A 26,713-nucleotide genomic window follows, 5' to 3' on the forward strand; every position below is an offset into this window, starting at 1 on the left:
AATAATTAGTAACCTATTTTTCAATTCTACTTATAACTTAGTCTTTGTGTAAACTTTATAATTTATTCTAAATCTCTTATCCAACGAATTCCATTTCGCGTTAATCTATAATCGCTAATTGATTTGGCTCTTGTTCTCATCCAAAGGGAATCTCCTTTAAATATGCCTTCATAAATATAAACTTTATTCTCTAAGGCTTTATAAGTTAATTCATATGGGGTTTGATCATCGCCATAAAAGTCGGTTAAATGTAATTTTTTAGTCAAGGTATCTGCGGTAAACTTGTAACGTTGGGTGGTATTATCTTCTTTTAAAATCATTAAGGTTTCGGGTAAATAAGATAAATCGTTTATCCTTATTTTATTCCATCGATTGCCATTTAATTTGTTCTTGGGTATTGTATCTCCATTCTTTATAAATAGTTCTATTTCATGTGAACTGGTAAAATTTTCATAGTGATTAATATGCTGTTGTTCTATTCTTTCTGTCATATCTAAGCTAAACGAGATGAAAACATATAGCAATAATGCGCCTTTAGTAATATTTCTAATTTTTTTACCTTTTCGCCCTTCAAAAAGAGGCATGTAGGTAGCTGCAGTCGTGGGGTTATTTCTTAAGAAAAAATCATATAATCGCCTTAAATCGTCCCGCATTAAAAACACGATCATAAGAAGTAAATGAATCGCAAACATCTTTACAATAACGTCGTAACCAATATCCATTAATACAACATTTGTCATTGCTATTAACAACCAAAAAGCACCTAAAGAAGTTGTTCTTCTAAATAACAGCAGCAAGCCGCCTACAACTTCTATCAGCCCTGCGGTAATACCATAGAATTTAGAATAACTCATAAATGCCCACACAAAATTCATTCCGTTATGTTCGCCGATCGGAGTTTCTAAACTGTCAATATCCATTGTGCCAAATTGGAGTAAGAACACTTTAGAAAGTCCATAAAGAATGAGTGTAAGGCCTATATGATATCTAAGTATGGTTTGTAAAAGTATGTTAAGTTTAATGTTGTACTCTTTTTTGATTTTAGAATCAATGATTACCCAAATTATGGCACCTATCATTGAAATAACTGCGATCAAAAGAAACCTGGTAAAGTCATATTTAGAGTCAAAACCGTTTAACAACATATCTGGGTTGTATTCCCAACCTAAAAACACTTCTCCAAATTTTATTGTAATTCCTTTCCAAAAAGAAAAATTATTCGGATCAATCTCTTTGATATATTCAAACCCGTAAGGATAGATATACAAGAGAAAATATAGAAATACAAATCTTAATATGAGCTTCTGTATTGTTGTCAATTGTTTTTGTTTAAAAGAACTAAATGTGTCTTATCTCTTATGCTCTATTTGAATTCTGATAGCGTTTTAAAGCTAAATGGTGCAGGGACAAACTAGCTTTTGCTTCGCGCCACACTAAAGCGGAATCTTTGTTATAGCCCGAATGTGCCTATTCAATACGTGGGGTTTTTTTTTCTGGTCGAAGATAAATCTCAAAGAATTATCTTATCTGTCGTTAAATTGTTTATCCGGCTATTCTAATCGTCGATCTTAGCTTGAGTAATATCGCTAAAAGTTGGCGGATTTTCAGTAAAGCTTCCAACCCCTTTTTTATTGACTTTAAAAAGCACATCTTTCGTGGTGGTGAATAATACTACTGTCAAAAAAGAAGTTTTAAGATGAGATTTTAAGATGATAAAAGCTTCATCTAAAGTAAGCTCTTCGGTTTGATCTTCGGTCTCTTTTGATCTGTAGCGTAATTTAAGCAAGACTTTAAAACCATCTTCAGAATAGATTGGTCTTACAAATATATTTCTCAAATTAGGCTTACCAATGGTCTTTGCCATGGTTAGTTTTGCAAAGTTACCTTCTTCTACACTTTCTGTTACTAGTTTCCAGAAAATAAGAAATACATCTTGATAGGGCATAAATTAAATATTGATGAATAAAATTTTAAATAACCAAATTAGTCAATTTTGTAGTCCTTTATAATAAGTAGAGAGGCAAATGTAAAAAAAGAGGTTGATCGAGAGAACAAAGGTTTGAATATGAGAAGGGAATTAGCGGCAAGGTTTAATGTATGAGGAAAGTTGCGTGTTTGCATTCGGGGATCTTACGGCGGAAAATCAGAGGCTAGCAAACGAGCAACGACCAAACGGTTTAACTAAAATAAGCAATGTTCTTTACACGGTGATGCCAACTGGCTTTATTTTATTATTTCAGTTAGATAAACGATTCCAAATATCCAGCCAATATAGAGTAGAGTATAAGTCAGCGAGTAAACTGCTGAAATTCCAATATCTCCTTTTGTGTCTTTTGATTTGTTGAAAACGAATTTTAATGCTCTAAAGAAAATCCAATATAGCATTGCTAAAATTATAAAAAGAGAAAACCAAAAAACCACTTCCAAAACAATGAGCAATACAACGAATAAGATTGACATTCCAATCCACAAGAGAATTGATAAAATCAGTCCACCAATTCCGTCTCCAACTTCTATGCTTGGAATATCGATATTTGGTGATGCACTACCTGTTAAATCTCCAGTTTTAAAATTCCGAAATTTAGGAAAATCGTCAATCAGTCTAATTCCTTTATACAGTCCGTAAGTCATAAATAGAAAAAGTGCAGTTGCTATAATTCCGAGAGACAAATATAGATTAGAAGTCAGATTTCGGTTAAAATTAATTTCAGTCAGGTAAACAGTCAGAATTGTAATTCCGATTACGAGTAATGAAACTATAAAAGCGGATTTTCCTTTTAAATAATTCTGTTTTATTTTCAATTCAGATGATTTTGGTCTGCTTGTTGGCAACGGTTGGGGCTCGTAGTGCGGAGGCAAGGAAACTTTTCGTTTCCGTCTGCCGACGTAGCTAAAGCTTATGGTTTTGCTTTTTCTTTTCTTGTCTAAAGCTAAATCCATAAGATTTAGCGACCTTATAAATATACACAGACCTTTCGATTTAGCCCTAAAGTCCGCATTACGTTTAGCATCGATGAAAAAGCAGCAAGTCGAGTATCTTTAAAGTTCTCTAAAACAATAAGATATGAACACTCAACAAACTGCTTGCCCGAAGTTATACATTGGTATCGATATTCACAAACGAAGTTGGAAAGTACATTGTGCAACAGATCTGTTCGCCGGTAAGTCTTTCAGTATGTCGCCCGACCCAAAGCAATTACATAGTTATGTTTCAAAACATTTCAAGAAGTATGAAGTTACCGTAGCTTATGAAGCTGGTTGTTGCGGTTACCACGCTCATCGTTGTTTTGAGGGTTACGGTTGGCGAAGTCTGGTAGTCAATCCAGCAGACATTCATAGAAAGGGCAAAGAGAAACATACCAAGACCGATAAGATAGATGCGCAGTTGATAGCGAGAGAGTTGAAGGATAACCGATTGCAGAGTATCATAGTGCCGGACAGGAAACGTGAAGAACTTCGTAGTCTGTTCAGACGCAGAAATGACCTTGTAAAGGATTTCAGAAGGGTCAAGAGCTATATAAAGATGCAATTGTTGTATTTCGGAATCAGGGAACCTGAAGAGTTCGACAATGACCATTGGAGCCATAAGTACAGAAATTGGTTGGATGATATCATTTTCGAGTACCCAACGGCGAAGGCCACATTAGAGAGTAGAATGCGTTTCTTCCGTTTTGTGGACCAAGAGCTTCGCGATGTGTCCACACAGCTAAGAAGGTACTGTAAAGTGAATTATAAGAAGGATTATCTATTACTGAGAAGTATACCTGGTATCGGAGGTATCGTGGCCTGTGGCATATTATGTGAACTGGGGGATTTAAGACGTTTCAACAACATTAAACATTTGGCAGGTTACGTAGGTCTGGCACCAAGTATGTATCAAAGCGGAAACAGTCAAAGGACAATGGGAATGACCCCACGTGCAAACCGCTTATTGAGAAGTTATTTTGTAGAGGCATCTTGGCAAGCGATACGTGCAGACCCCGTAATGCAGGCCTACTATCGTAAACATCAAGGCAAGAACGTAAAAAGTATCATTGTCAAAGTAGCTAGAAAGCTACTAAGTAGAACCTTGGCGGTAATTAAAACAGAAGTTCCATATACCATTGGGGTCATTGAATAATAAGTAGAAAAACTAACAAAATAAAAATCATAACAAAGCTCTAATATAGTAGTGAGAACCGTATCACAAAACAAAACCCGTGACCTGTACTATTTAGGATCACATTTTTAGCAAGTGACCGGTTTTATTATAATTTATAATCATACAGATGCCGGTGACGTTTCAAGTTTCGAACCGATCACACATAGGAGTACGAGCAAGTTATATTAAAAGAAAAAAAGGTGGTTTAAGGCAAAAAAGAAAATATTAATTAACTTTAAGAAACTGGACTAAGGCTTTTCATAGGAGGCTTTGTTGTAAAAGACACTATCCCATTAACTGTGTAAGTTAAAAATAACAGGGGTTGGACTTTTATCTAAAGTCTGACCCTTTTTTCATAGATCGTCAGGAACTGATTTAGGATTATGCCCCAGTTCCTTACAGGCATCGACCACTTTTTGGTGGCCTCCCTTACCGCCAAATATACGGATTTCATCACGGCATCGTCCGTCGGGAAGGACAGCTTGTTCTTGGTGTACTTCCTGATCTTGCCGTTCAGGTTCTCGATAAGGTTGGTGGTATAGATTATTTTCCTGATCTCGATGGGGAACTCGAAGAACACGGTAAGCTCGTCCCAGTTGTCCCTCCAGCTTTTGACGGCATAGGAGTACTTCCCTTCCCATTTGTCCGCAAAGTCCTTTAGGGCGGCCTTCGCCGCAGCTTGTGTAGGTGCGTTGTAGATAAGTTTCATATCTGTTGTAAAGGCTTTTTTGTCCTTCCAGACAACGTACCTACAGGCATTCCTTATTTGATGCACCACACATATCTGGGTCTTGGATTCGGGGAACACGTTCTTGATGGTCTGGGTGAACCCGTTCAGATTATCGGTTGCGGTTATCAGGATGTCCTCGGTGCCACGGGCGCGTATATCGGTCAGTACGCTCATCCAAAAAGCGGCGGACTCGTTCTTGCCCAACCAAAGCCCAAGGACCTCTTTCTTACCGTCCCTGCGCAATCCTACCGCGATATAGACCGTTTTGTTGATGACCTTCGAGTTCTCGCGTACCTTGAACACGATCCCGTCCATCCAGACGATAAGGTATATCGGTTCCAATGGCCTGTTCTGCCAAGCGACGATGTCCCCGGAGATCTTGTCGGTTATCCTCGATATGGTGGATGTGGAGATATCGAAGTTGTAGACCTCCCGTATCTGCTCTTCGATATCGCTGTTGCTCATTCCCTTGGCATAGAGCGATACGATCACGTTCTCGATACCGTCGACCATATTACCGCGCTTGGGCACGATCATGGGGTTGAAACTGGCATCCCTGTCCCTTGGCACCGCGATCCTTGATTCCCCGAAGGAGGTACGGACTTTTTTGGTCGAATGGCCGTTACGTGTGTTCCCGTTCCTGGCCTTTCCATGTTTGTCATAATCGAGGTGGCCGTCAAGCTCGCCTTCCAGCATCTTCTCGATACCACGTTTTTGGAGTTCTTTCAGAAAACCGTTCAGCTCGTCACCGGTCTTGAACTGTTTTAAGAACTCATCGTTGAATAATTCCTCTTTCTTCATAATGGTGTGAAAATTTAAAGTTAAAAAAATAGCGGGGGCATGCCCCCGCTATTTTTTTATTTACACACTTTATGAGATAGTCCTTTGTAAAACGTTTTTATTCATAAAGTTTGGGTTCCATAACCCCTCTTTTGAGCATATTTGTCATATTCATTTCAAAATGATTTGTAGTCATTTCGTTATAATATTCACGAAAAGTTGGCAAGTTAAATTCCTTTCTTAATTTTTCGACATTTAAGGAATCGATTAATCCATTTTTTGGTATTGCTTGCCCGTATGAATTATATGTTACTTGAGTTCCAAATCTTTGTTTTTCACCACTATTCACATTTACTCTGTCTTCAAGCAGAGCGTATTGCGATTTACTTGCATTATTTTTTAACATTTCTTTTTTTAATTCTCCTAGCATTTTCCTCTGAAATTGAATGTCATTGTCCGCATGTTGTATAGATATCCAAAAATCATGTGACGCCTCTTTTCCAATTTTATTATAACCTAAATAACCATATTCCTCATACAGTTTTTTTATTTTGCCTTGGTTCAGGAGTCGAACACTATCTTTTCGGATTTCGAAAATTTCCCAAGCTTTTTTGTTTCCATAATTTTCTATTAATTCTTTTGGTGGTAGCCCTGCATATTTCTGGTCAATTTCTTTTATAGAGTTTAATTCAGAAATAATTTCTTTCTTTTTAGACTCAGAAATTGAATTTGGTTTGCAATTGAATAAAATAAAACTGATTATAATAAGATAGCTTTTTTTCATAATTATTTCTATTTTTTAGTTTAAACGAAAAATCTAGATTTACGATATAAGTGAGTATTTTTTGCAACTTACTTTGTATCCAGTAGCTTTTCAATTTTTTCTGCAGTTTTTCTCAATTCATTTAGTGAATAACCTTCGCTAATGTGGTAAATTTTTCCATTTTGGTCTATGATATAACTTTTTGGAATAGATTTAACCTCAAACTTATTAGCGATTATTTTATCCTTGTCAATACCGGTATTGAATTCAATTCCCTTTTCTTTTAACCTCTCCATTTTACGTACAACCTTAGTTTCGTTTTCTCCTGAAGAAATAGGTAAAAAAATGAAATTTTTATTTTCAAAAGGCTTTAGTATTTCTATTGGGATTTTTTCAAACTCTTCTAAACAAGGCTTGCACCAAGTCGCCCAAAAATTTAATAGCACTACTTTGCCTTTTAAATCGGATAGTTTTATTATTTCTCCATTAATCATATTTACTGTAAAGTCTTTGGCTAGTTCATTTTCCGATATTTGACGGTTTTCTTGACTAAATATTATTGATGTAAATGATAAAAGCAAAATGATTAATTTTTCTTTCATTGGTTAAATTTTTCAGTTTTGTTTAATTTTTGGTAAATGTTTTACAACGTCTCTTGTATGGTGCGTTTGCTTCCCAAAGGGAGCATATGCATTATACAAACTGTTACCTGCTGGCTTTTTTCGTGATTAACTCTTGTACTTTTTCCCAATATGGGTCTATTCCACTTTCTAAATCTTCTATAGAGTATTCAATCCAATAATCGGGTATTTGATATTTTCCTTGTGATTTATTTGGTCTTTCGATATATGTTGTTGCTATTGAAATATCGGCTTTTGTTTTTGGTAATTTCATAGGTGTATATGTTGTTGCTCCAATTGGATTATTTCCTACGCTTGTTCCAATCACTTTACCAATTCCATTGTCCTGAAATAAAGTTGTCAGCATTGCTGCTGCGCTGCCCGTTCTATAGTTTGAAAGAATATAGATGTCTCCCCTGAAAATAGGATGATTTTCAGGAACAAAATAGTTTGATGTACTATCAGTAATTTCATTAAACAGGTTTAGATTTTTCTCTTTTAAAATCAGTTTGTTTTGAGGCACACCATTTGGGTGCTTTTCTTTCAAGCTCTGATATTCATCTGGGAAATAGCTTTTATATATTTCGGAAGTATATGCATATTCCGAAAATCCTTTTAGGTCTTTTTTATCGGTTAAAAAGTACATTAATTGGATTCCGAGCGTTAAATTTCCACCTGGGTTATTTCTTAAGTCAATAACTAGATTATGAATGTTATTGCTATTAAGGCTGTCTATGAGTTCCCAAACAAAATCTTTAAATACTGGATACTTTGGATTGTAGTAAGGTGCTATTCTTTTGGAAGGTTTTTCTTTTTTAAATTGTTTTTTCGCATAACTTCTTGCTATTGGTTGCAACCAAGGTTTTACATAACTTTCTATACCGTCCAAAATATCTATTTTGTCGTGACATTTGTTAAACTGTAGATACCCTAATTTTTTATCCTGATATATTTTATATAGATAAGTTTCATTTTGAAATTTGGTTATTTTATTTTCTTTAATTTTAATGGTATTGGCGACAATCTCTTTGTCTGTTGAAGTCGGTACAAGATTAACAACAGAATTATCTTCAAAAGTAATAGTTATGCTTTCTGTTTTTTGAGCGATGACGTTTATAGCCTTCAAATACTCAGGTTTATTGTAAAATTGTTTGTTTCTTATTTCATATTGTTGATTGATTTTATTTTCAGCGAAGGTAAAATCAATTAATTTTTTTTCAATTTCGTCAGTTGGTATTCCGTTGATATTTCTGATTCTTTTTCTAAGAAGCAAACTGTCTTTTTTGCGGTCGATACTTATTAAATACCAATTATCTTCAAAAATATGAATTACAAATGGGTAGACCTTTTCAAAATAGGATTTTAGATAAATTGTGGTGTGTTGATTTTTTAGATTGGACAGGTATTTTCTAGCTTGAACAATAAAATCGAGATTATCTATATCGCTTTTGGATAAGTTATCAAATGTTTGTTTCTCCTGAATGTTTCTATCCGTTTTTGGAAAAACACTATCGATTTCAGGAAAACCTTCGTTTAATATTCTGCTCAAATAAATAAAATCATATTGATATTTATTAATTCCATTTTGAGATATTTTTTCCTTTGGTGAATAGTTTTTAACTCCAGTATTTTGTAAAAAGACCCCACAGGAGTTGAATATTGTTCCAATTAATAATAAGATAATTATTTTTTTCATTTTTTTTCAGCTTGCAGGTAACAACTAAATATATAACATATGTTATATATCCTGCCAATATGAGATATATAGAACATATGTTATATATATCTTTTATATCAGCAATATACCAAATTACATTTGAAGAAAACTCTTACTAGTTTTAAACTGTATTAACAAGTCGTATTCACAAAACAAAAAAAAGCCCGTCTTTACAGACGAGCTTTTATAAACAAATTAAATTAAAAAAATAAACTACTCAAAAGACGTTTCCCCTTCGTTAGGGTTATATACATAGTTGAAGGTGTAATATGGTGTAGCATCTGTAAACGCATTTGGTGCTGCAGGGGCGTTTTCATAATAGCTAATAATCTCTACTTTGGCGTAATTGCCAGCTGTAGTTCTAAATACAAACACTTTACCTGGTATAGGTGTAATTAAATGAGTTGGGTCGCCTGCATAGTTGTACCAGCCATTATCACTACCTGTTGCTATTGCAAATGATGCGTCGGCATCTTGGTTAAAAGTGAGTCCGTCTGCTGTGGTTACACTTGCCAAAGTACCTGTTACTTCGGCTACACCAACATTACCGTTTCTTTCTGGTTCATCTTCGGTACCTGTTACGGCGCCACCGTTAATGGCAATAGTGCTACCTCTAAATGCAACATCCCACTCGGTGTCGCTTGTGGTCTCTAAACCTGTTTCAAAATCAAACTTTGTAAACGCTCCGCCAACAGGTTGTCCTTGTCCTCCTGTTTGTGGAGCATATAGATTGCTCACCGTTTCGGTTTGTATTGGTTCTGCTGGTGTACTGTCATCATCGTTGCTACAAGAAGCGAGTGTCACCGCTAAAAATACTACTGCTAAAATGTTCTTCGTCATGGTAAATGTGATTAAAACCTGCGCGTTGTCAGGTGGGTTAGAATTGATAATTAAGTTTTATGTATGCTTGAATTCCCGGCATCGTCGGGATATTGTTATCGGTATAGTCCAAAAGGTTATTGGCACCTACCTGTAGTGTAAAATCTTGATAAAATGTTTTACTTATCGCAGCGTTTACGGTGACGTACCCATCTATGAAACTGGAGTCAAAACTATCTATGAGTCCGTTTCCGTTGGTGTCAAATTGCGCATATTTACTGCGGTACAATACACGCATATTTACATTGGTGTTTGCCTTAGGTATATCATAGTAAACCTTAAAATTAGCGTTGTGGCGAGAGCGGTTGACCAACCCAAAATAGTCAGATTGTGATAATACGACCGATTGCCCGTTTGTTGCATCGCGTACGAATACTTGATTGTCTGCGACATCTCGTTTCTTCTGTTTGTCAAAGGCATAAAGTAGTTGGTATCCAGCACTTATATTTAGGTCGTTCGTTAGTTTATAGCCAGAGTTGATTTCGAAACCTGTAGTGTATATTTCATCAAAATTCATGTAACTGAACACATTTTGTCCGTTGGTTTTACGGGCAATAATGCGGGTATCTATTAAATTTTTAAAATCATTTCTAAAGAAATTTACTTCGGTGTTACCGCGACCGTGCTTTAGATTAAAACCCAAATTGTAGCCAATAGAACTTTCTGCTTCTAAGGGTTTACTAAGGTCATCTTCGGTAACAAGCACACTAAGAATTTGGTCTTGCGCTTCTAATTCTTGTAATTTATCTAGAGCCACGTTATAACCTAATACGGTATAGCCAACCGCAGAATTGGTGAAGTCAAAATAGAGCTGCCTAAAATCTGGTGCTTTAAAGCCGTAGCCTACAGATCCTTTAATAGATAGGTTGTCGGTTACTTGATAACGCAAAGCTAATTTCGGACTGAATTGATTGTTATATTCAGAGTGATTGTCAAACCTGGCACCGGCAATAACATTTAATTTTTCAATAGGGTTAAAATCGTACTGTGCATATACGTATTCAGACGTGAAATTAACTGTTTCATCAAAATAGGTTCTGTCTAATTCATCAACTTGTAGTCCCAGCCCTGCGGTTAAAGTTCCGTTTTGGAACCCAATAGTATGGTCGTTTGAAGATGAAAATGAATAGCTACCACGAACCTCTGGTCGAAATAGTTGCTGGTTAAAATCGCTATCACTAAGTACATCGGTTGAGATGGGGTCTGCCAATAATTCGGTGGTAACGTAATTGGTATAGTACAGCTCATAAGCCATAGTAAGATTTGGGGTCCATTTATGGTCTAGTCTTGCATGTGCGTTCCATTCGCGTTCTTTGGTATCGCCTTCGTATTCTATACTGTCTAGGGTGAAACCTGCATCTTGATTTTGGTCATAAAACCGCCCAGATGTGAATAGGGATAGTTTATCATTAAAATCATAATACACCCTTCCGTTTAAAGTATAGTTCGTAAACGGATTTACGGTTTGCCCTTCTGTATCTTCATTTAGGTCATATCCGTTGGATGAAAATCGGTTTGCAAAAAATCCGTAGCGAAACTTTTTAAATCCTTGTTTCAGATCAATATTGATATCCTGTTGGGTAAAACTTCCTATTCTATAGGATGCATTACCGTTCAAAGCTTCAGTGGTAGGTTTTTCCGTGATGATATTGATTACTCCGCCCAAAGCTTCAGACCCATATAAACTGCTTGCGGGACCTTTGACTACTTCGATCTGTTTGATATTACCAACGGTAAGTCGGCTTAAATCAAAATTACCGGCACTTCTACCAACTAGCGGAACACCGTCGATTAGTATAAGAATATAATCGGATGCTATGCCTTGTATTTGCACACCTTGAAATCCGCTTTCATCAGCTACGGTTATAATACCTGTTTGCTCATTTAGTATTTCGTTTAAACGAACCGTGCCCGATTTTACAATTTGCTTTCTTCCTACTAAAGTAACAGGCAGGGGTAAAGATGATAATTGGCGTTGGGTTCTAGTTGCGGTGACTATTACTTCATCTAATTGCTGCGATAAGATGGAGTCATTAGCATTTTCAGTCTGGCTTTGTGCCATTGTAAATTGACAGCAGATAAGTAGGGAACATGTGGCAAACAAAAATCGCATTATTCTTATTTAGAATTATTCTTAATACGGAGCAAATATATAGTTTATTCTTATTTAGAATAAATAAAAATAACTATTTTTGTCCTCGAACCTAAAAACAATAAATCTTTACCTTATGAAAACACCCAGTATTATTATCCTGGCACTAGTTTTTACTATAAGTGCCTTTTCTCAAAAAGATAAAAAGAAGAAAGACCGTGAGGCTATAAAAAGCATGTGTGGTTGCTATGAAGTGACGTTTAACTTCGCAGAAACCTTTAATTATAGTACAGATTCTTTATATAAGCCCTCTGAAACCAAAGTTGATAAAGGGTTAGAGTGGGCAGAGCTTATAGCAGATGAAGAAGATAAAATTTCTATTCAACATTTATTACAAGTAGGTAGCCCGGCAGAGCCATATATTGTAAAGCATTGGAGACAAGATTGGTTGTTCGAGAACACCGACCTATATTCTTATAATGCCGATAATTCATGGACATTTAAAAAGCTACCAGCTGATAATGTAAAAGGACAGTGGACACAGAAAGTGTTTCAGGTAGATGATAGTCCGCGGTACGAAGGTTCCTCTTCTTGGGTGCATGTAGATGGTAAAAGCTATTGGGAAAATTCTGCCGATGCGCCCTTACCACGACGTGAGTATACCACCAGAAGTGATTATAACTTAACAGCAAGAGGTAACCGTCACGAGATTACTAGTTACGGTTGGCTACATGATCAAGATAATACTAAGGTTATTCGCGAAGCTGGTAAACCAGATGTTATGCTTGCGAAAGAAAAAGGCTATAACACGTATGTAAAGGTTGACGATAGTAAATGTGCCGCTGCTGCTGCTTGGTGGAAAGAAAATACGGAGAAATGGACCATTGTACGTTCTAAGTGGGATGCTGTTTATGGTCGTAATAAAGACTTGTCTTTAGAAGAGAAAGTAGATAATAAAGTATTGTATAAATATCTTTTTGATGAAGAGTATGATCAAGAAGATGAAATTGAAGAAGTAATTGAATCATTCGTTAAAAAATAAGAATATGAAAATTATAAGTAAAATAGCCCTTGCCGCACTGTTGCTTATTAGCTTCTCAGGTATTGCACAGCAAAAGAATGAATTATTAGATCGTAGTTTCTGGAAAAGCAATCCAAATGTTGCGGCCGTAAAACAAAAGATAGCAGAGGGTAACGATCCAACGGCATTTGACGATAATGCTTTTGACGCTACTACATTGGCAATTACCTCTAAGGCAGATACCTCGGTAATAAAGTACTTGCTTTCTTTAGAAGGTAATGGTGTAGATAAGAAAACCCATGATAGCCGTATCTATTTACATTGGGCCAGTTATTCTGGCGATGCCGAATTGGTTCAATATTTATTAGATAATGGTGCTTCGGTAACTGCGTTAGATAGTCATCGTTTTACTCCGCTTGCTTTTGGTGCGAATGCGGGACTTACAAACCCTGCCGTTTATAATGCTTTCGAAAAGAAAGGTGTGAATTTGGCTGAAGAGAAGAATGAACATGGTGCTAACGTATTATTGTTAGCCGCAGCTTCTTTAAAGAACGAAAAAGAATTAGATTTCTTTTTAAGTAAAGGTCTTGCTTTAGATAGTAAGGATAATGACGGCAACGGAATTTTCAATTACGCTTCTAAAAAAGGAAATATCGATTTTCTAAAATTGCTGGTCGAGAAGGGCGTTGATTATAAATCGTTAAACAATAATGGTGGTAATGCTTTTATGTTCGCTTCTCAAGGCGGACGCGGATTCAGTAATGATCTACCTGTTTATACCTATTTAAAAGGTCTAGGTTTGGAACCTAATATTGTACAGAAAAATGGTAGTACGCCATTACATAATTTAGCCTCGGGAAATAAAGACGCTGCTATTTTTGAGCTTTTTCTTAAAGCTGGCGCAGATGTAAATCAGGCAGATGAAGAGGGTGATACTCCGTTTTTAAATGCTGCTGCTAGAAACGAACTTGCTATAGTTCAATTATTAGCTAAAAATGTAACGAATATCAATGCAGCCAATAATAGTGGAGAAACTGCACTTATGCTTGCGGCTCATGATAATACTGCAGATGTTGTAGCATTTCTAATAGACAAAGGCGCAGAAATCAATGCAAAAGATGCTACCGGAAATACTGCGGCTTTTTACTTGGCAGATTCATTCAGCAAAAGAAATGCTGCTGCTTTTGATGCGAAATTGGCATTGTTGAAATCTAAAGGATTAAAATTTGATACTGTTCAAGGCGAAGGGAACACTTTGTACCACGTGGCAGCTAAGAAAAATGACCTTGATTTATTGAAAAAAGTGTCTGATTTTAATATCGATATCAATGCTAAGAATGATGAAGGGGTAACGGCGTTGCATTTAGCGGCTATGAAAGCTGAGAATGATAAGTTACTTAAATTCCTGTTAACTAAAGGTGCAGACGTAAAGAGTACAACTGATTTTGAAGAAACGGTATACGATTTGGCAAGTGAGAACGAGGTGTTGCAGAAAGGGAACACATCGCTAGATTTTTTAAAGCAATAATCGAATTAACTGATAACATTACATATTTATTAGATTATAAACTTATTATAGATGAAAAGATTTTTAAAATACATTCCGGCAGTGCTATTGGTCGGGTCTTTATTAACAGCCTTCACACCGTTAGATAAAACGCCTGTAAAGTGTCTTATTCAATTAACAAATTATGCTGGCGAAGGTGCCTATTTGATCGTTTCTATCGTCGATGCCGATAATCAATATGTAGAGACTATTTATGTGCAAGGTAAAGACAGTGAATGGTACAGTGAGATTACAGAATGGTGGAAGTTCTACGGAAAAAATCGCCCGAATATAGATGCTATTTCTGGTGAGACCATCAGTGGCGGAGAACGTGCATTAAATGTTTTGCAAATTCCTACGGATAAAATAGATAAGGGGTATAGCCTTCGTTTTGAAACTTCTGTTGAGGATCAAGGGTATTATGCAGATGATATTCAATTTCCGTTGACAACAGCAAACTTAACAACTAAAGTAGAAGGTAAAGGATTCATTCGTTACGTACGTATGCTGCCTCAGTAATAATTGTAATTGAAGACGTCTTTGCGACGAAGCAATCTGTGAAATTTAGATACCGTATGAGTTCTCAGCTACCAATAAAGAGATTACTTCACTTTGTTCGTAATGACGTTTTTGATGTTAGCATGTCACATTGAGCGCAGTCGAAATGCAAGGTTTGTGAGATACTAACTTAAGAGTTCTCGACTTCTCTCGAAATGACATTTTGGTTTAATTGAAAACGTCTTTGCGAGGAGCCTTTAGCGACGAAGCAATCTGCTTAATTTAGGTGGTTTGTGGTTTTTTGGTTGCCAAGAGTGGATTACTTTGTGACGATTTATAGTTTACATGTCACATTGAGCGCAGGCGAAATGCAAGGTTATTGAGATACTAACTTAAGAGTTCTCGACTACGCTCGAAATGACATTAGGTATAATTGAAGACGTCTTTGCGAGGAGCTTTTCGCGACGAAGCAATCTGCTCAATTTAGGTGGCTTGTGGTTTTTTGGTTACCAAGAGTGGATTACATTGTGACGATTTATAGTTTACATGTCACATTGAGCGCAGTCGAAATGCAAGGTTTGTGAGATACTAACTTAAGAGTTCTCGACTTCTCTCGAAATGACATTTTGGTTTAATTGAAAACGTCTTTGCGAGGAGCCTTTCGCGACGAAGCAATCTGTTGAATAAAAGCCGCATGTTAGTTTTCGGCTAGCAACAAGCAGATTACTTCACTTTGTTCGTAATAACGTTTTATTAATTAGTGTGTTTATTTTTACAATCACAATCACTCTTCCAGAATGACTTAGTACACGCATTCTGGAAGTTTTTAAATAAATTAAGAATACAAATTTCAACAATTCAAATGACAATTTCTATTTGGCGCTATAGCCATCTTACGCTTGCCCTGGTATCCTCGCTATTCTTAATAGTGGCTTCTGTTACGGGAATCATTTTGGCGGTTGAACCCATTTCTCACCAATCAAAAGGCTATGCGGTAGAAAATTTAGAAGAGGTGTCATTGGCTATTACTATCGATGCTTTAAAGAATACCTATGACGAAGTTTTAGGCTTAGAAGTAGAATCATCAGGATTCGTAAAGGCTTCAGTACTGACGATGGATATGGAAACTTTAGATGTCTATGTGAATCCCATTACGGGTGAGCAGTTGGGTGAAGTAAAAGAGCGTCTGTACATTTATACCTTCGCGACTAATGTACACCGATCATTATTCTTAAAAAGTATAGGTCGTTTCTTTGTTGGTCTTATTTCATTACTCTTAGCAATAATTGCCATTACAGGCTTAGTTTTGTTAGCTAAGCGCCAAGGCGGATTCTTGAAATTATTCTCTAAAGTCCAGAAAGATTATTTTGAATTACGATACCACGTGGTGTTAAGTCGTTGGTTCTTTATTCCTATTGTAATTCTTGCCCTAACCGGAGTTTATTTATCTGCCGAAAAGTTTAATCTACTGCCTGATGCTATTGTAGCGCAACAACAATCTACTATTAATGATAACGCTGAGGTTTACGAAAATATAAAGGCCATTCCTTTTTTTAAGGAGACAACCTTAGCAGAAATTCGAGAGGTAGAATTCCCATTTTCAGATGATCCCGAAGAATATTACGTAATAGCCTTGCAGGATAGGGAAGTAACGGTGAATCAGCAAACCGGAGCTATAGTACGTAGTGGCAATTATCCTTTTGTGACATTGGCATCGCGGTTAAGTTTGGTATTACATACGGGTGAAGGTAATGTCATTTGGTCTATTATACTCTTACTTGCAAGTGCTTCCATTTTATTTTTTATGTATTCAGGCTTCGTAATGACTTTGAGGCGTAGAAGGAAAGGAAAACGAATAGCCCAGGTATTAGATAAAGATGAATGTGAATATATAATTTTAGTAGGGTCGGAGAGTGGTACGGCATTCGATTTTGCACAGCGATTTTATAACGGATTGACAAAAGTTGGAAAGAACGTTTACTTGACGGAACTTAATACATACACCACTTACCCTAAGGCGACGAATATCATCGTATTTACTTCTACTTACGGAGAAGGAGAACCACCAACGAATGCACGTAAATTTCCTGCTTTATTTTCTAAGATCCAGCAGCCGAATAAAATTGATTTTTCGGTCATTGGTTTCGGTTCTTTAGATTATCCCGATTATTGTCAGTTCGCGATCGAACTTGATAATCAATTATCAGAAGCTGAAAATTTTCAACAGCAGTTGCCACTTTTTAAAATTAACAAGTCCGATTTCGATTCTTTTGAACTGTGGTTAATTCAATACACTACTAAAGTCGGATTCACGATTTCTGTAGAAAGACCACTTGTTAAGAAAAAGAGATACAAGAAAATTGACTTCGACGTTGTTCAACGAACAGAATTGAATTGTGATGATACTTTTTTGTTGAGACTGAAACCACAATCTAAAATTGAGTTTACATCGGGAGATCTGTTAGCTATTTTTCCAAATGCAGATGAAACGGTTCGTCAATATTCAATTGCTAGAATTGAAGATGAAATTTTATTAAGTATTAAAAAACACGAATTGGGGAGAGGTTCTAATTTTCTCTTCGGATTAAATGTTGGTGAAACTATAAAAGCTGCCATAGACCGAAACGAACATTTCCATTTTCCGGAAAATTCAAAAAATTCAATTTTCATCTCAAATGGCACCGGCATAGCTCCGTTTTTAGGAATGATTTCAGAAAATACAACTCAGAATATATCGCTGTTCTGGGGAGGGCGTAAAAAAGCTTCTATGGAGGTCTATGCTTCTAATTTTGAAAAAACAGCCTCAAATCGTGAAAATTTAAAAATATTCACCTCTTTCTCAAGAGAGGGTGAAAAGCAATATGTTCAAGATGCCATTTTGGAGCAAAAGGATTTGGTTTTGGAAACAATCAATCAAAAAGGTACAATTATGATTTGCGGATCATTAGCCATGCAACATGATGTTCTAGACGTCATTGAAAAAGTACTAAAAGGAAACCAAACCATCACTTTTGATGCTTTCGAAAAAAGCGACCAGCTGAAGACAGATTGTTATTAGTCGTCTTTTCGAGGAGCATTTTCGCGACGAAGCAATCTGCCAAATTTCTACACCAAGTGAGTTTTAGGCTACCAACAAACAGGTTACTTCACTATGTTTTTAATGACGGTTGAATTGTAAGGGTGTCACATTGTGCGCATTCTAAATGTAAGCTTTGTGAGATACTAACTTAAGAGTTCTCGACCGCGCTCGAAGTGACATTAGGTTGCGTCTTTACGAGGAGCTTTTTCGCGACGAAGCAATTTGCCAAATTTCTACACCAAGTGAGTTTTATGCTACCAATAAACAGATTAATTCACTCCGTTCGTAATGACGGTTGAATTGTAAAGGTGTCACATTGTGCGCATTCGAAATGCAAGCTTTGTGAGATGCTAACTTAAGAGTTCTCGACCGAGCTCGAAGTGACATTGGGTTGCGTCTTTGCGAGGAGCTTTTCGCGACGAAGCAATCTGTCAAATTTCTACACCAAGTGAGTTTTAGGCTATCAATAAACAGATTACTTCACTTCGTTCGTAATGACGGTTAAATTGTAAGGGTGTCATATTGTGCGCATTCGAAATGCAAGCTTTGTGAGATGCTAACTTAAGAGTTCTCGGCTGCGCTCGAAGTGACATTAGGTTGCGTCTTTGCGAGGAGCTTTTCGCGACGAAGCAATCTGCCAAATTTCTACACCAAGTGAGTTTTAGGCTACCAATAAACAGATTACTTCACTTCGTTCGTAATGACGGTTAATTCCATTGCATTCTCTGCAATCGTACCGCATTCAAAATTGCCAATAGCGCAACACCAACATCTGCAAAAACAGCTTCCCACATTGTGGCCAATCCACCTGCTCCCATGGCTAGAACAATAAGCTTAACCCCGAATGCCAACGCAATATTTTGCCATACAATTTTACGTGTAGAATTCCCGATTTTAATGGCTGTAGCAATCTTAGAAGGCTGGTCATTTTGTATAATAACATCTGCAGTTTCGATTGCGACATCACTACCTAATCCGCCCATGGCAATACCCACATCACTAATGGCAAGAACGGGAGCATCATTAATTCCGTCGCCGACAAAGGCAATCTTGGTGTTCGGGTTCTTCTTAAGTTTCTCTACTTCTTCCAGTTTTTCTTCAGGTAGTAACCCGCCTTTTGCCCAATCAATACCTAATTGCTGTGCTACTTGTTGGGTGATGGAATCTTTATCCCCCGAAAGCATAATAATTTTATTAATTCCCGCTTTGCGCATTTCTTTGATTGCTTCTAAAGCATCTTCTTTTAATTCATCGGCAATAGTAACATAGCCTGCAAATTTTCCGTCTATCGCCATCATTACGATAGATTCTACAATGCTGTCGGTCTCTGTTGGAACTTCAATTTGGTTTGCCGTCATTAACGCTTTATTACCGACCAAGACCGATTTTTGGTTAACCGTTCCTTGTAATCCCTTACCAGCAATTTCAGTGACATCTGTTGCTTTAAACTTGATACCATCAATCTTATATTCTAAAATTGCCTTCGCAATAGGGTGTGTAGATTGTTCTTCAATAGCGATCAAGTACTTCATGAAATCTGCCTCGGTAAAGATCTGATCTTTAACAAGATCCTTAATCTTAAAAACACCTTTGGTTACAGTGCCTGTTTTGTCCATAACCACCGTATTTACTTTGGTCATGGTGTCTAAGAAAGATGCGCCTTTAAATAGTATTCCGTTTCTTGAAGCTGCTCCTAATCCGCCAAAATACCCTAACGGAATAGAAATTACCAAAGCACACGGACAAGAAATAACCAAGAATATAAATGCACGATACAGCCAATCTTGAAAAATATAATTCTCGACAAAAAAGTACGGTAGAAAGGTCAGCGCAATAGCTAGATAGGTGACAATTGGCGTGTAGACCTTTGCAAATTTTCTAATAAATAGTTCTGTCTTTGATTTACGAGCAGTGGCATTCTGTACCATATCAAGAATACGGGTAATAGAACTGTCTTTGAAAACCTTAGTGGTTTCAATTTCAACCACTCCGTCTAAATTGATGCTTCCGGCGTATATAGCATCTCCTTTTTTAAGGGTATCATGCTTGCTTTCTCCTGTTAAAGCTGCCGTGTTAAATGAGCCTCTTTCTGAGAGTAAAATACCGTCTAGCGGGACTTTCTCGCCAACCCTGACTTGTATTTTTTCTCCTACATTTACCTCTTCTGGAGATACAGAAATAAATTGATGATCACGGAATACCAAAGCTTGATCCGGTCGGAGATCAAGTAACGCTTTAATGTTGCTTTTAGCTCGTTGAACCGCAGCACTTTGAAAAAGTTCACCCACTGCGTAGAATACCATTACTGCCACACCCTCTGGATATTCGCCAATACCAAATGCTCCAATGGTAGCAACACCCATTAAAAAGAATTCGGTGAAGAAATTCCCTTTTTTGATGCTTTCCCATCCTTCTTTTAGTACAGGTAGACCAACAGGTATGTATGCCGTGATATACCAAGCTAAACGTATGTAGCCTTGAAAGAATGTAAAAATTTTAAAATAGTCCAAGGCTATACCAATGACCAACATCGTAAAGCTGATGATTGCCGGTAAGTATAATTTAAAGTTTGACGAATGTGGTGCAGCTTCGTGTGTATGTTCGTCATCGCTGCAATGAGCACAAGTGCTTTGCGTTGGCGTAAGTGATTGTAGGTCTATTTTTTTCTTTTTCATAATACTTGCAAGGTCTGAAAAGAGATCGTGCAACAGAAGTGCATTTAATGATCGCTACACGAATCGCATATTCCTTTAATGACCAAATTGGCATCTTCGGCAATATAACCTGCGGGCAAATTGATATGCGGTATTTTATGTTCGGTTAAGCAAACGGTTTTATCACATTGACTACAGTGAAAATGTAAGTGAAGATCTTGGTCAATCTCGCAATTACAACCGGGCTCGCATACTGCGAACTTTGATATATTGGTACCATCGTCTATTTGATGAACAATGCCTTTTTCTTCAAATGTTTTTAAAGTTCTATACAACGTTGTACGCTCCGCTTTTTCGAAAGCGTTCTCAATATCGGTAAGGGCAACGGCATTTTGTTTGCCTGCCATGAATTTGTAAATAAGTATACGCATAGCAGTGGGGCGCACACTTTTATTATCTAATGTTTTTTCTATTTCAGTCATGCAAAAAAGTAGTTTTTAATTACCCTTAACACTAATGTAATCAATGTTATACAAGATTTCAACTTGAGAGGATCTTTAACTTTAAATTAAGCAATTGTAGTGTTGAAAAAGTACTTGATAATTGATATAAAGTGCTGAAAATTTGATAAATAACAGGGTAAGAATTGATTTTTTAAGAATAAGTAGCCTCGATTGGAAAATTGATAAATTATTATCTTATGTAAACAGAGAAATACTAAATTTCAGTGTTTATTTAATTGACATATCAGGCTGCTTAAGTTGGTGTTAATTGTAATGTTAATGATCCTTCAGTCAGTAAGATAGCAGATTTCAATTGCAGATGATCTTTAACTTTTTAGCCCTTACTTATTGAAAATTATTAAGCATTTTAATTCTACTCAATATCGTAAGCAATATGAAAAATAGCGTCACCTTGATTCACAATTGGTGATTCGTTGATACAAATTACATATCCGGTTTCTTTGGCTTTTATTTTCTTTTCAAAATACCCGAACGGACCAGAAATGCTTCCTATTTCTTCTCCCTTTTTTACTGCTTGTCCGATTTTGATTGTTGGGTGAAACATACCCGAATGTTTTGCTCGAACCCATTTAGATGCATGAACCAATTTCGGTACCGTTTCTTTTAAAGCATACTGTGAAAGTTCTTCTTCAAAATTTCGCATGCCTAGATGATGCATCATCCGCAGTGCACCAACAATACCAGTATCGGTAATTTCGCTATCAATATGAAGCGATTTTCCACCCTCATATAGTAATACTTTTTTATCAAGTTGATGAAGGGTCTCACGAAACGATTTTTCTCTTCCGGCAGATTTTACAATGAATTCTGCCCCGAAAACTTTCGCTAACGCTAATCCGTCAACATCATCACTATCAATTCTAATCTGTGGTGCGTTGAAGCGGCTGTCACCGCCCGTATGATAGTCAATACAATAATCTATAACCGGAGCAATATCTTTTACCAAATGATAAGCGAAGCGGCTTGCTAGAGATCCGCGTAAACTACCTGGGAACACTCTGTTTAAATCTCGACCATCAGGAAATTGACGTGCCTGGTTCAAAAAACCGAATATGTTTACCACCGGAATACAAATAACCATACCGCATTCTGGTCGGTTAAATTTTTTGGAGACTATTTGCCTAACAATTTCTACACCGTTAATTTCATTACCGTGTATACCACCTGTAATGAGTAGGGTAGGACCATCTTTTTTACCGCGCTGTACAATTACCGGAACTTCAATTTTAGTTCTGGTATGTAGTTTTGCGATATCTAAATTCAATTGGGCACCTTTGCCTTTCTGAATGGTTTCGCCTAAAAGTGTATATTTTTTATTAAACATCTCGTATTACCTACATTAAGATTTCTACTATAACCGAAAAGGTTGCAGTTTGGTATATTATAATCGGTAAAATTAGTGTTTAAAATCATTAATAGTTTTCTAAAATTTTTTGGCTTAAAAATTTGTCATTATATAATCGTTCTGCGCTATATAACTTTCAGTAGTCTATTTTCTTGACTTCGGTTATTATCAGTTAATGGAGTTTAATTTGACCAATTGTCATTTGGTCAATTTCTATCATATTTAGATACACCTTTGATATAGGTTCAGCATTGATTGTATTTGCCTGGAACAATCAAGTAAATTGGAAAATTGGTTTAATACTGGCAATTGGTAATGGTAGCGGTGCGTGGTTGGCGAGCAGGGTTCCCGTAAATTTGGGTGATGGCTTCTTAAAAAAGTTCTTGATTTTTATGGTATCGATACTCGTCATAAAACTTTGGTTTTACCAATAATTTAAGCAAAATTTGTAGTACAATATAAAATAAGATAGCATGCCAGGTTTCGAGTTGTTTGGAGAGAGAGAAAAAAGTCAAGTTCAAGATGTTTTAGATTCAGGTGTATTAATGCGTTACGGCTTTGACGGAATGCGAAATAACCATTGGAAGGCATTAGAGCTTGAAGCTGCTTTATCGAAGCGAATGGAAACTAAGTATGCGCAATTGGTAAGTAGTGGTACTGCTGCTTTAACAGTTGCGCTTGCAAGTGCTGGTGTTGGAGCAGGTGACGAGGTGATTATGCCAACTTTTACATTTGTAGCAAGTTTTGAATCTATTTTGGCTATTGGTGCCATACCCATTCTTGTTGATGTTGATGATACTTTAACCTTAAGTCCTGAAGCAGTTGAAAATGCTATCACCGATAAAACTAAAGTAATCATGCCCGTTCATATGTGCGGTTCTATGGCTGACCTAGGTGCATTGAAGGGGATTTGTGATAAACATAATTTGTTGCTGTTAGAAGATGCCTGTCAGGCAATAGGAGGTAGTTATGATGGTAAACCTTTGGGTAGTTATGGTGATTTAGGCTGTTTCTCATTTGATTATGTGAAAACAATAACTTGTGGCGAGGGCGGAGCAATCATTACCAACAACGAACAATATAAAATAAATGCAGATCACTACTCCGATCATGGTCATGATCATGTGGGTAACAATCGCGGAACGGAAACGCATCCGTTTTTAGGATATAATTTTAGAATATCAGAATTAAATGCAGCCGTGGGTTGTGCGCAAATTGAGCGATTGGATGATTTCTTATCTATCCAAAAGAAAAATTATACTGTTTTAAGAAATGCCTTATCACCGCTTTCTAATATTACATTTAGAAAAGTACCAGAAGGGGGGGTGGAGAATTATTCGTTTATCTCTTTCTTTTTGCCAACTACAGAAATAGCAAAAAAAGCGCATACAGCTTTAGGTGAGGCTGGTGTAGACGCTTGTTTTTATTGGTTCGATAATAACTGGCATTACTACAAAAAATGGGAGCATTTAATCCATAAGAGATCTTTAGGTAAGTTGCCTCAAGAGGTTGTTAATCAGTTGCCTGACTATTCAAAATCGGACTTCTCAAAATCTGACGCATGGATTGGCAGAACCATCTCGTGTCTTGTAAAACTAAGCTGGACAGAAGAAGAGGTTGCTGAACGTGCAACTAAAATGAAAGACGTTTTAGAAAAGTTTATTTAGAGAATTAATACTTCACGTATTCTACAATTTCTAATCCGTATCCGACAATACCTACGCGTTTCGCTTGGGTACTGTTGGTCATTAATTTCATTTTATGAATGCCTAAGTCATGTAGAATCTGAGCTCCTATTCCGAAGTCACGATTATCCATTTCAATCTTAGGTGCTTTGTGAACGCCTTGTTTTTGCAATTCTTTCAACTCTTTTAACCTAGAAAGTATATTAAGAGATTCTGAATCTTGGTTAATAAAAACAATTGCTCCTTTACCTTCTTCATTAATTTTGTTGAACATATCCTCTAACTTTTCGTCTGGGTTATGTGTCAACGTTCCTAAAATATCATTGTTGATGAGGGTAGAGTTGATTCTGGTCAATATTTTTTCTTCAGATGACCACGAGGCTTTAGTTAAGGCAATATGAATATGGTTGTTTGTTGTCTGCTTATACGCACGAAGTCTAAATTCGCCAAAACGAGTGGTAATATCAAAATCAATTTCTTTGTCGATTAAGCTGTCATGTTCCATTCTATAGGCAACAAGATCTTCGATAGAAACAATTTTAAGATCGAATTTTTTCGCAACATCGACTAATTGGGGTAGGCGTGCCATGGTACCGTCTTCATTCATTATCTCTACGATAATTCCCGCAGGTTGTAATCCCGCCAGTCGCGCAAAATCAATAGCTGCTTCGGTATGCCCAGTTCTTCTTAAAACCCCGCCTTCTTTAGCTACTAATGGGAATATATGTCCCGGTCTAGCTAAATCATGGGGTTTTGTATCACTCTCTGTTAATGCTATAACAGTTTTAGACCTATCACCGGCAGAAATACCTGTGGTAACTCCTTTACCTCTTAAATCTACAGATACGGTAAATGCCGTTTCTAAAGGATCGGTATTGGTACTTACCATCATATGTAATCCTAAATCTTTACAACGACCTTCGGTTAAAGGTGCGCAAATTAGCCCTCTACCATGGGTAGCCATAAAATTGACCGTTTCTGGAGTAGCAAGTTCTGCAGCCGCCAAAAAATCTCCTTCATTCTCGCGATTTTCATCATCAACTACGATAATTACTTTACCGGCGCGAATATCTTCAATCGCTTCTTCTATACTGTTCAATTGTATTGTACTAAGATCTGTCATGGTTAAGAATCAACTTTATCTTTTTTCTTAAATATTTTTTTGAAGAAATCGGCTATAAATCCGAAATCCATCATTCCTTTATCTTCTGTGGCTCTTTTGGTTAAAATGAACCCTAGTGGCAGCATAATCAACGTAGAAAGCCAAGCACCTAACATTGGGTGTATATTGCCTTCTTTAGCATAATTGCCGGCAAAAACTCCTATAAAATAATAGATTAAGAAGAGTACTATGGCTATCACCATGGGTAAACCTAAGCCTCCTTTTCTGATAATTGCACCTAACGGAGCGCCTACGAAGAATAGAATAATACAAGAGAATGCTAATGCATATTTATTGTGAAGCGAAAGAATATGCATGTTGTAGATTTTATATCGCTTCTGCATTTCTTCTTTTTTGCCACTCACGGTACCCAATATACTTGTGGTGGCATTTTTAGCGCTGCTTAAAATTTGTATCTGTTGCCAATCGGGGAAAAGCATTAATATATTTTCAGTAATGGAGTCTTGTAAAACTAAATTTGCCTTTGATTTTTCCGCTTTTATATTAATGAGACTATCTTTTTTAGTAATTGTCTGGCTTTTTGTCGAATCTAGATTTTTAGCAATTAGCGGTACGAACATACCTGTTCTACTTTCCACATTTTTAGAAAATGCACGTACAACCCGATAATTATCGCCTCGTAATGAATCTATATCTTTCGATAGGCGAGAAATATTTTTCATTTTATCGGTACTAATATCTCGCTCTTCTTCTAACTCGTCATTATTTATTTCAGGTATTTCGATATTCATAGTGTAGGTATCGAAATCTGCCTGAGCAAAAGGGAATTTCATTTTACTGTCATTGCTCTTAGAAGTAATATCTTCATAGTAATGACCGTCTGTTAATACCAATTGAATAAGGTCAGACTCTTCGCTACTTATTAATTCTCCCGTTTTAGATTTAATAACGGTGGTGTTTAGGTTGTTTGCAGATTTTCTATGGATAATTACATTTTTAAGAAAACGGTCATTATCGCCATACTTCTCATCTACCTTAATGTTCATGCCCTCAAAATCACTAAAAACTCCTTCAGATACTACTGCTGCGGGTTTTACCTTGGCAATATTTCTACGAAGGTTATATATTTTTCGCTGTGATAGGGGGATGACGTTATTGGCAAAGAAAAAAGTGACTCCGCCTAAGAGGGTCACGAATACGATTAAACTCAACATAGATCGTTGCAGCGAAATACCCGATGCTTTCATGGCCGCGAATTCATAATTCTCGGCAATAGATCCAAAAGTTAGTATAGAAGATAGAAGTACGGTTAATGGTAGTACTTTTTCAGTAAGATCAGGCATTAAATAAAAGAGGAACTTACCTATAATAACAATATCTAAACCTTTACCCGCGAGGTCATCAATAAAAAGCCAGATCGTTTGAAATATGAAGATGAACATCAATATTACAAACGAACTGACAAAATTAAAAATGAACCTTGATAGGATATATCGGTCTAGTATTCTCAATAGTT

20 protein-coding genes are annotated in these 26,713 nt (G+C 36.6%); 6 read left to right on the top strand and 14 right to left on the bottom strand.

The window, feature by feature from the left end; all coding sequences use genetic code 11:
- Nucleotides 1-62 precede the first annotated feature (62 nt).
- The 3 genes from ACPF9A_RS18315 to ACPF9A_RS18325 all read right to left on the bottom strand — a co-directional run bounded on the left by ACPF9A_RS18315 (nt 63) and on the right by ACPF9A_RS18325 (nt 2,940).
- Nucleotides 63-1,319, bottom strand: coding sequence for a DoxX family membrane protein (locus tag ACPF9A_RS18315; protein WP_423999195.1), 1,257 nt, complete (start codon nt 1,317-1,319; stop codon nt 63-65).
- 236 nt (nt 1,320-1,555) lie between these two features.
- Entirely contained in the window at nt 1,556-1,945 is a 390-nt protein-coding gene (locus ACPF9A_RS18320) for a hypothetical protein (protein ID WP_423999197.1), read from the bottom strand.
- Between the two features lie 278 nt (nt 1,946-2,223).
- Nucleotides 2,224-2,940 (bottom strand): hypothetical protein, encoded by a 717-nt coding sequence (locus ACPF9A_RS18325; protein ID WP_423999198.1) that lies wholly within the window; start codon nt 2,938-2,940, stop codon nt 2,224-2,226.
- A 124-nt stretch (nt 2,941-3,064) separates the two neighbouring features.
- Here ACPF9A_RS18325 and ACPF9A_RS18330 point away from each other — a divergent pair, with 124 nt between their 5' ends.
- Nucleotides 3,065-4,120: an IS110 family transposase gene (locus ACPF9A_RS18330; protein WP_423999200.1), complete on the top strand. Its 1,056-nt coding sequence runs from the start codon at nt 3,065-3,067 to the stop codon at nt 4,118-4,120.
- A gap of 355 nt (nt 4,121-4,475) precedes the next feature.
- Here the strand turns inward: ACPF9A_RS18330 and ACPF9A_RS18335 are convergent, their stop codons facing one another.
- The 6 genes from ACPF9A_RS18335 to ACPF9A_RS18360 form a co-directional block, all read right to left on the bottom strand.
- A complete protein-coding gene (locus ACPF9A_RS18335) occupies nt 4,476-5,672 on the bottom strand; it encodes an IS256 family transposase (RefSeq protein WP_423997793.1) in 1,197 nt (398 codons plus the stop codon).
- 97 nt (nt 5,673-5,769) lie between these two features.
- Nucleotides 5,770-6,435 carry a DUF6624 domain-containing protein gene (locus ACPF9A_RS18340; protein WP_423999202.1) on the bottom strand — a complete coding sequence of 222 codons (666 nt, stop codon included), beginning with the start codon at nt 6,433-6,435 and terminating at the stop codon, nt 5,770-5,772.
- Nucleotides 6,436-6,503: 68 nt separating this feature from the next.
- Complete coding sequence (locus ACPF9A_RS18345) at nt 6,504-7,016, bottom strand: peroxiredoxin family protein (RefSeq protein WP_423999204.1); 513 nt, start codon at nt 7,014-7,016, stop codon at nt 6,504-6,506.
- Nucleotides 7,017-7,119: 103 nt separating this feature from the next.
- Nucleotides 7,120-8,730, bottom strand: coding sequence for a S41 family peptidase (locus tag ACPF9A_RS18350; RefSeq protein ID WP_423999206.1), 1,611 nt, complete (start codon nt 8,728-8,730; stop codon nt 7,120-7,122).
- A 234-nt stretch (nt 8,731-8,964) separates the two neighbouring features.
- Nucleotides 8,965-9,591 (bottom strand): HmuY family protein, encoded by a 627-nt coding sequence (locus tag ACPF9A_RS18355; protein ID WP_423999208.1) that lies wholly within the window; start codon nt 9,589-9,591, stop codon nt 8,965-8,967.
- A 37-nt stretch (nt 9,592-9,628) separates the two neighbouring features.
- Nucleotides 9,629-11,692 (bottom strand): TonB-dependent receptor plug domain-containing protein, encoded by a 2,064-nt coding sequence (locus tag ACPF9A_RS18360; RefSeq protein WP_423999210.1) that lies wholly within the window; start codon nt 11,690-11,692, stop codon nt 9,629-9,631.
- Between the two features lie 166 nt (nt 11,693-11,858).
- Between ACPF9A_RS18360 and ACPF9A_RS18365 the strand changes: the two genes are divergently transcribed.
- The 4 genes from ACPF9A_RS18365 to ACPF9A_RS18380 all read left to right on the top strand — a co-directional run bounded on the left by ACPF9A_RS18365 (nt 11,859) and on the right by ACPF9A_RS18380 (nt 17,845).
- On the top strand, nt 11,859-12,764 hold the full coding sequence (locus ACPF9A_RS18365) for a DUF6607 family protein (protein WP_423999212.1): 906 nt from the start codon (nt 11,859-11,861) through the stop codon (nt 12,762-12,764).
- A gap of 4 nt (nt 12,765-12,768) precedes the next feature.
- Nucleotides 12,769-14,271: an ankyrin repeat domain-containing protein gene (locus ACPF9A_RS18370; protein WP_423999214.1), complete on the top strand. Its 1,503-nt coding sequence runs from the start codon at nt 12,769-12,771 to the stop codon at nt 14,269-14,271.
- A gap of 51 nt (nt 14,272-14,322) precedes the next feature.
- Complete coding sequence (locus ACPF9A_RS18375) at nt 14,323-14,808, top strand: DUF2271 domain-containing protein (protein WP_423999216.1); 486 nt, start codon at nt 14,323-14,325, stop codon at nt 14,806-14,808.
- Nucleotides 14,809-15,649: 841 nt separating this feature from the next.
- Nucleotides 15,650-17,845 carry a PepSY domain-containing protein gene (locus ACPF9A_RS18380; RefSeq protein ID WP_423999218.1) on the top strand — a complete coding sequence of 732 codons (2,196 nt, stop codon included), beginning with the start codon at nt 15,650-15,652 and terminating at the stop codon, nt 17,843-17,845.
- Nucleotides 17,846-18,573: 728 nt separating this feature from the next.
- Here ACPF9A_RS18380 and ACPF9A_RS18385 read toward each other — a convergent pair.
- From ACPF9A_RS18385 to ACPF9A_RS18395, 3 genes are all read right to left on the bottom strand, one after another.
- Nucleotides 18,574-20,541 (bottom strand): heavy metal translocating P-type ATPase, encoded by a 1,968-nt coding sequence (locus ACPF9A_RS18385; RefSeq protein ID WP_423999220.1) that lies wholly within the window; start codon nt 20,539-20,541, stop codon nt 18,574-18,576.
- Between the two features lie 44 nt (nt 20,542-20,585).
- Entirely contained in the window at nt 20,586-21,002 is a 417-nt protein-coding gene (locus ACPF9A_RS18390; RefSeq protein WP_423999221.1) for a Fur family transcriptional regulator, read from the bottom strand.
- Nucleotides 21,003-21,396: 394 nt separating this feature from the next.
- Nucleotides 21,397-22,368: a succinylglutamate desuccinylase/aspartoacylase family protein gene (locus ACPF9A_RS18395; protein WP_423999223.1), complete on the bottom strand. Its 972-nt coding sequence runs from the start codon at nt 22,366-22,368 to the stop codon at nt 21,397-21,399.
- Between the two features lie 494 nt (nt 22,369-22,862).
- Between ACPF9A_RS18395 and ACPF9A_RS18400 the strand changes: the two genes are divergently transcribed.
- Entirely contained in the window at nt 22,863-24,056 is a 1,194-nt protein-coding gene (locus ACPF9A_RS18400; protein ID WP_423999225.1) for a DegT/DnrJ/EryC1/StrS family aminotransferase, read from the top strand.
- Nucleotides 24,057-24,060: 4 nt separating this feature from the next.
- On the opposite strand, the gene ribB is transcribed toward ACPF9A_RS18400, so the two are convergent.
- Nucleotides 24,061-25,197 (bottom strand): 3,4-dihydroxy-2-butanone-4-phosphate synthase, encoded by a 1,137-nt coding sequence (gene ribB / locus ACPF9A_RS18405; protein WP_423999227.1) that lies wholly within the window; start codon nt 25,195-25,197, stop codon nt 24,061-24,063.
- Between the two features lie 2 nt (nt 25,198-25,199).
- Nucleotides 25,200-26,687 carry an LptF/LptG family permease gene (locus tag ACPF9A_RS18410; protein ID WP_424004529.1) on the bottom strand — a complete coding sequence of 496 codons (1,488 nt, stop codon included), beginning with the start codon at nt 26,685-26,687 and terminating at the stop codon, nt 25,200-25,202.
- Nucleotides 26,688-26,713 lie beyond the last annotated feature (26 nt).

It is taken from the genome of Maribacter sp. IgM3_T14_3 (genome assembly GCF_049603095.1).
GTDB lineage: Bacteria > Bacteroidota > Bacteroidia > Flavobacteriales > Flavobacteriaceae > Maribacter.

Excerpts from the sequence above, each read along its gene's own strand:
- ACPF9A_RS18320 (WP_423999197.1), bottom strand. The coding sequence starts at position 1,945 with ATGCCCTATCAAGATGTATTTCTTATTTTCTGGAAACTAGTAACAGAA.
- ACPF9A_RS18325 (WP_423999198.1), bottom strand. The coding sequence starts at position 2,940 with ATGGATTTAGCTTTAGACAAGAAAAGAAAAAGCAAAACCATAAGCTTT.
- ACPF9A_RS18330 (WP_423999200.1), top strand. The coding sequence starts at position 3,065 with ATGAACACTCAACAAACTGCTTGCCCGAAGTTATACATTGGTATCGAT.
- ACPF9A_RS18335 (WP_423997793.1), bottom strand. The coding sequence starts at position 5,672 with ATGAAGAAAGAGGAATTATTCAACGATGAGTTCTTAAAACAGTTCAAG.
- ACPF9A_RS18340 (WP_423999202.1), bottom strand. The coding sequence starts at position 6,435 with ATGAAAAAAAGCTATCTTATTATAATCAGTTTTATTTTATTCAATTGC.
- ACPF9A_RS18345 (WP_423999204.1), bottom strand. The coding sequence starts at position 7,016 with ATGAAAGAAAAATTAATCATTTTGCTTTTATCATTTACATCAATAATA.
- ACPF9A_RS18350 (WP_423999206.1), bottom strand. The coding sequence starts at position 8,730 with ATGAAAAAAATAATTATCTTATTATTAATTGGAACAATATTCAACTCC.
- ACPF9A_RS18355 (WP_423999208.1), bottom strand. The coding sequence starts at position 9,591 with ATGACGAAGAACATTTTAGCAGTAGTATTTTTAGCGGTGACACTCGCT.
- ACPF9A_RS18360 (WP_423999210.1), bottom strand. The coding sequence starts at position 11,692 with ATGGCACAAAGCCAGACTGAAAATGCTAATGACTCCATCTTATCGCAG.
- ACPF9A_RS18365 (WP_423999212.1), top strand. The coding sequence starts at position 11,859 with ATGAAAACACCCAGTATTATTATCCTGGCACTAGTTTTTACTATAAGT.
- ACPF9A_RS18370 (WP_423999214.1), top strand. The coding sequence starts at position 12,769 with ATGAAAATTATAAGTAAAATAGCCCTTGCCGCACTGTTGCTTATTAGC.
- ACPF9A_RS18375 (WP_423999216.1), top strand. The coding sequence starts at position 14,323 with ATGAAAAGATTTTTAAAATACATTCCGGCAGTGCTATTGGTCGGGTCT.
- ACPF9A_RS18380 (WP_423999218.1), top strand. The coding sequence starts at position 15,650 with ATGACAATTTCTATTTGGCGCTATAGCCATCTTACGCTTGCCCTGGTA.
- ACPF9A_RS18385 (WP_423999220.1), bottom strand. The coding sequence starts at position 20,541 with ATGAAAAAGAAAAAAATAGACCTACAATCACTTACGCCAACGCAAAGC.
- ACPF9A_RS18390 (WP_423999221.1), bottom strand. The coding sequence starts at position 21,002 with ATGACTGAAATAGAAAAAACATTAGATAATAAAAGTGTGCGCCCCACT.
- ACPF9A_RS18395 (WP_423999223.1), bottom strand. The coding sequence starts at position 22,368 with ATGTTTAATAAAAAATATACACTTTTAGGCGAAACCATTCAGAAAGGC.
- ACPF9A_RS18400 (WP_423999225.1), top strand. The coding sequence starts at position 22,863 with ATGCCAGGTTTCGAGTTGTTTGGAGAGAGAGAAAAAAGTCAAGTTCAA.
- ribB (WP_423999227.1), bottom strand. The coding sequence starts at position 25,197 with ATGACAGATCTTAGTACAATACAATTGAACAGTATAGAAGAAGCGATT.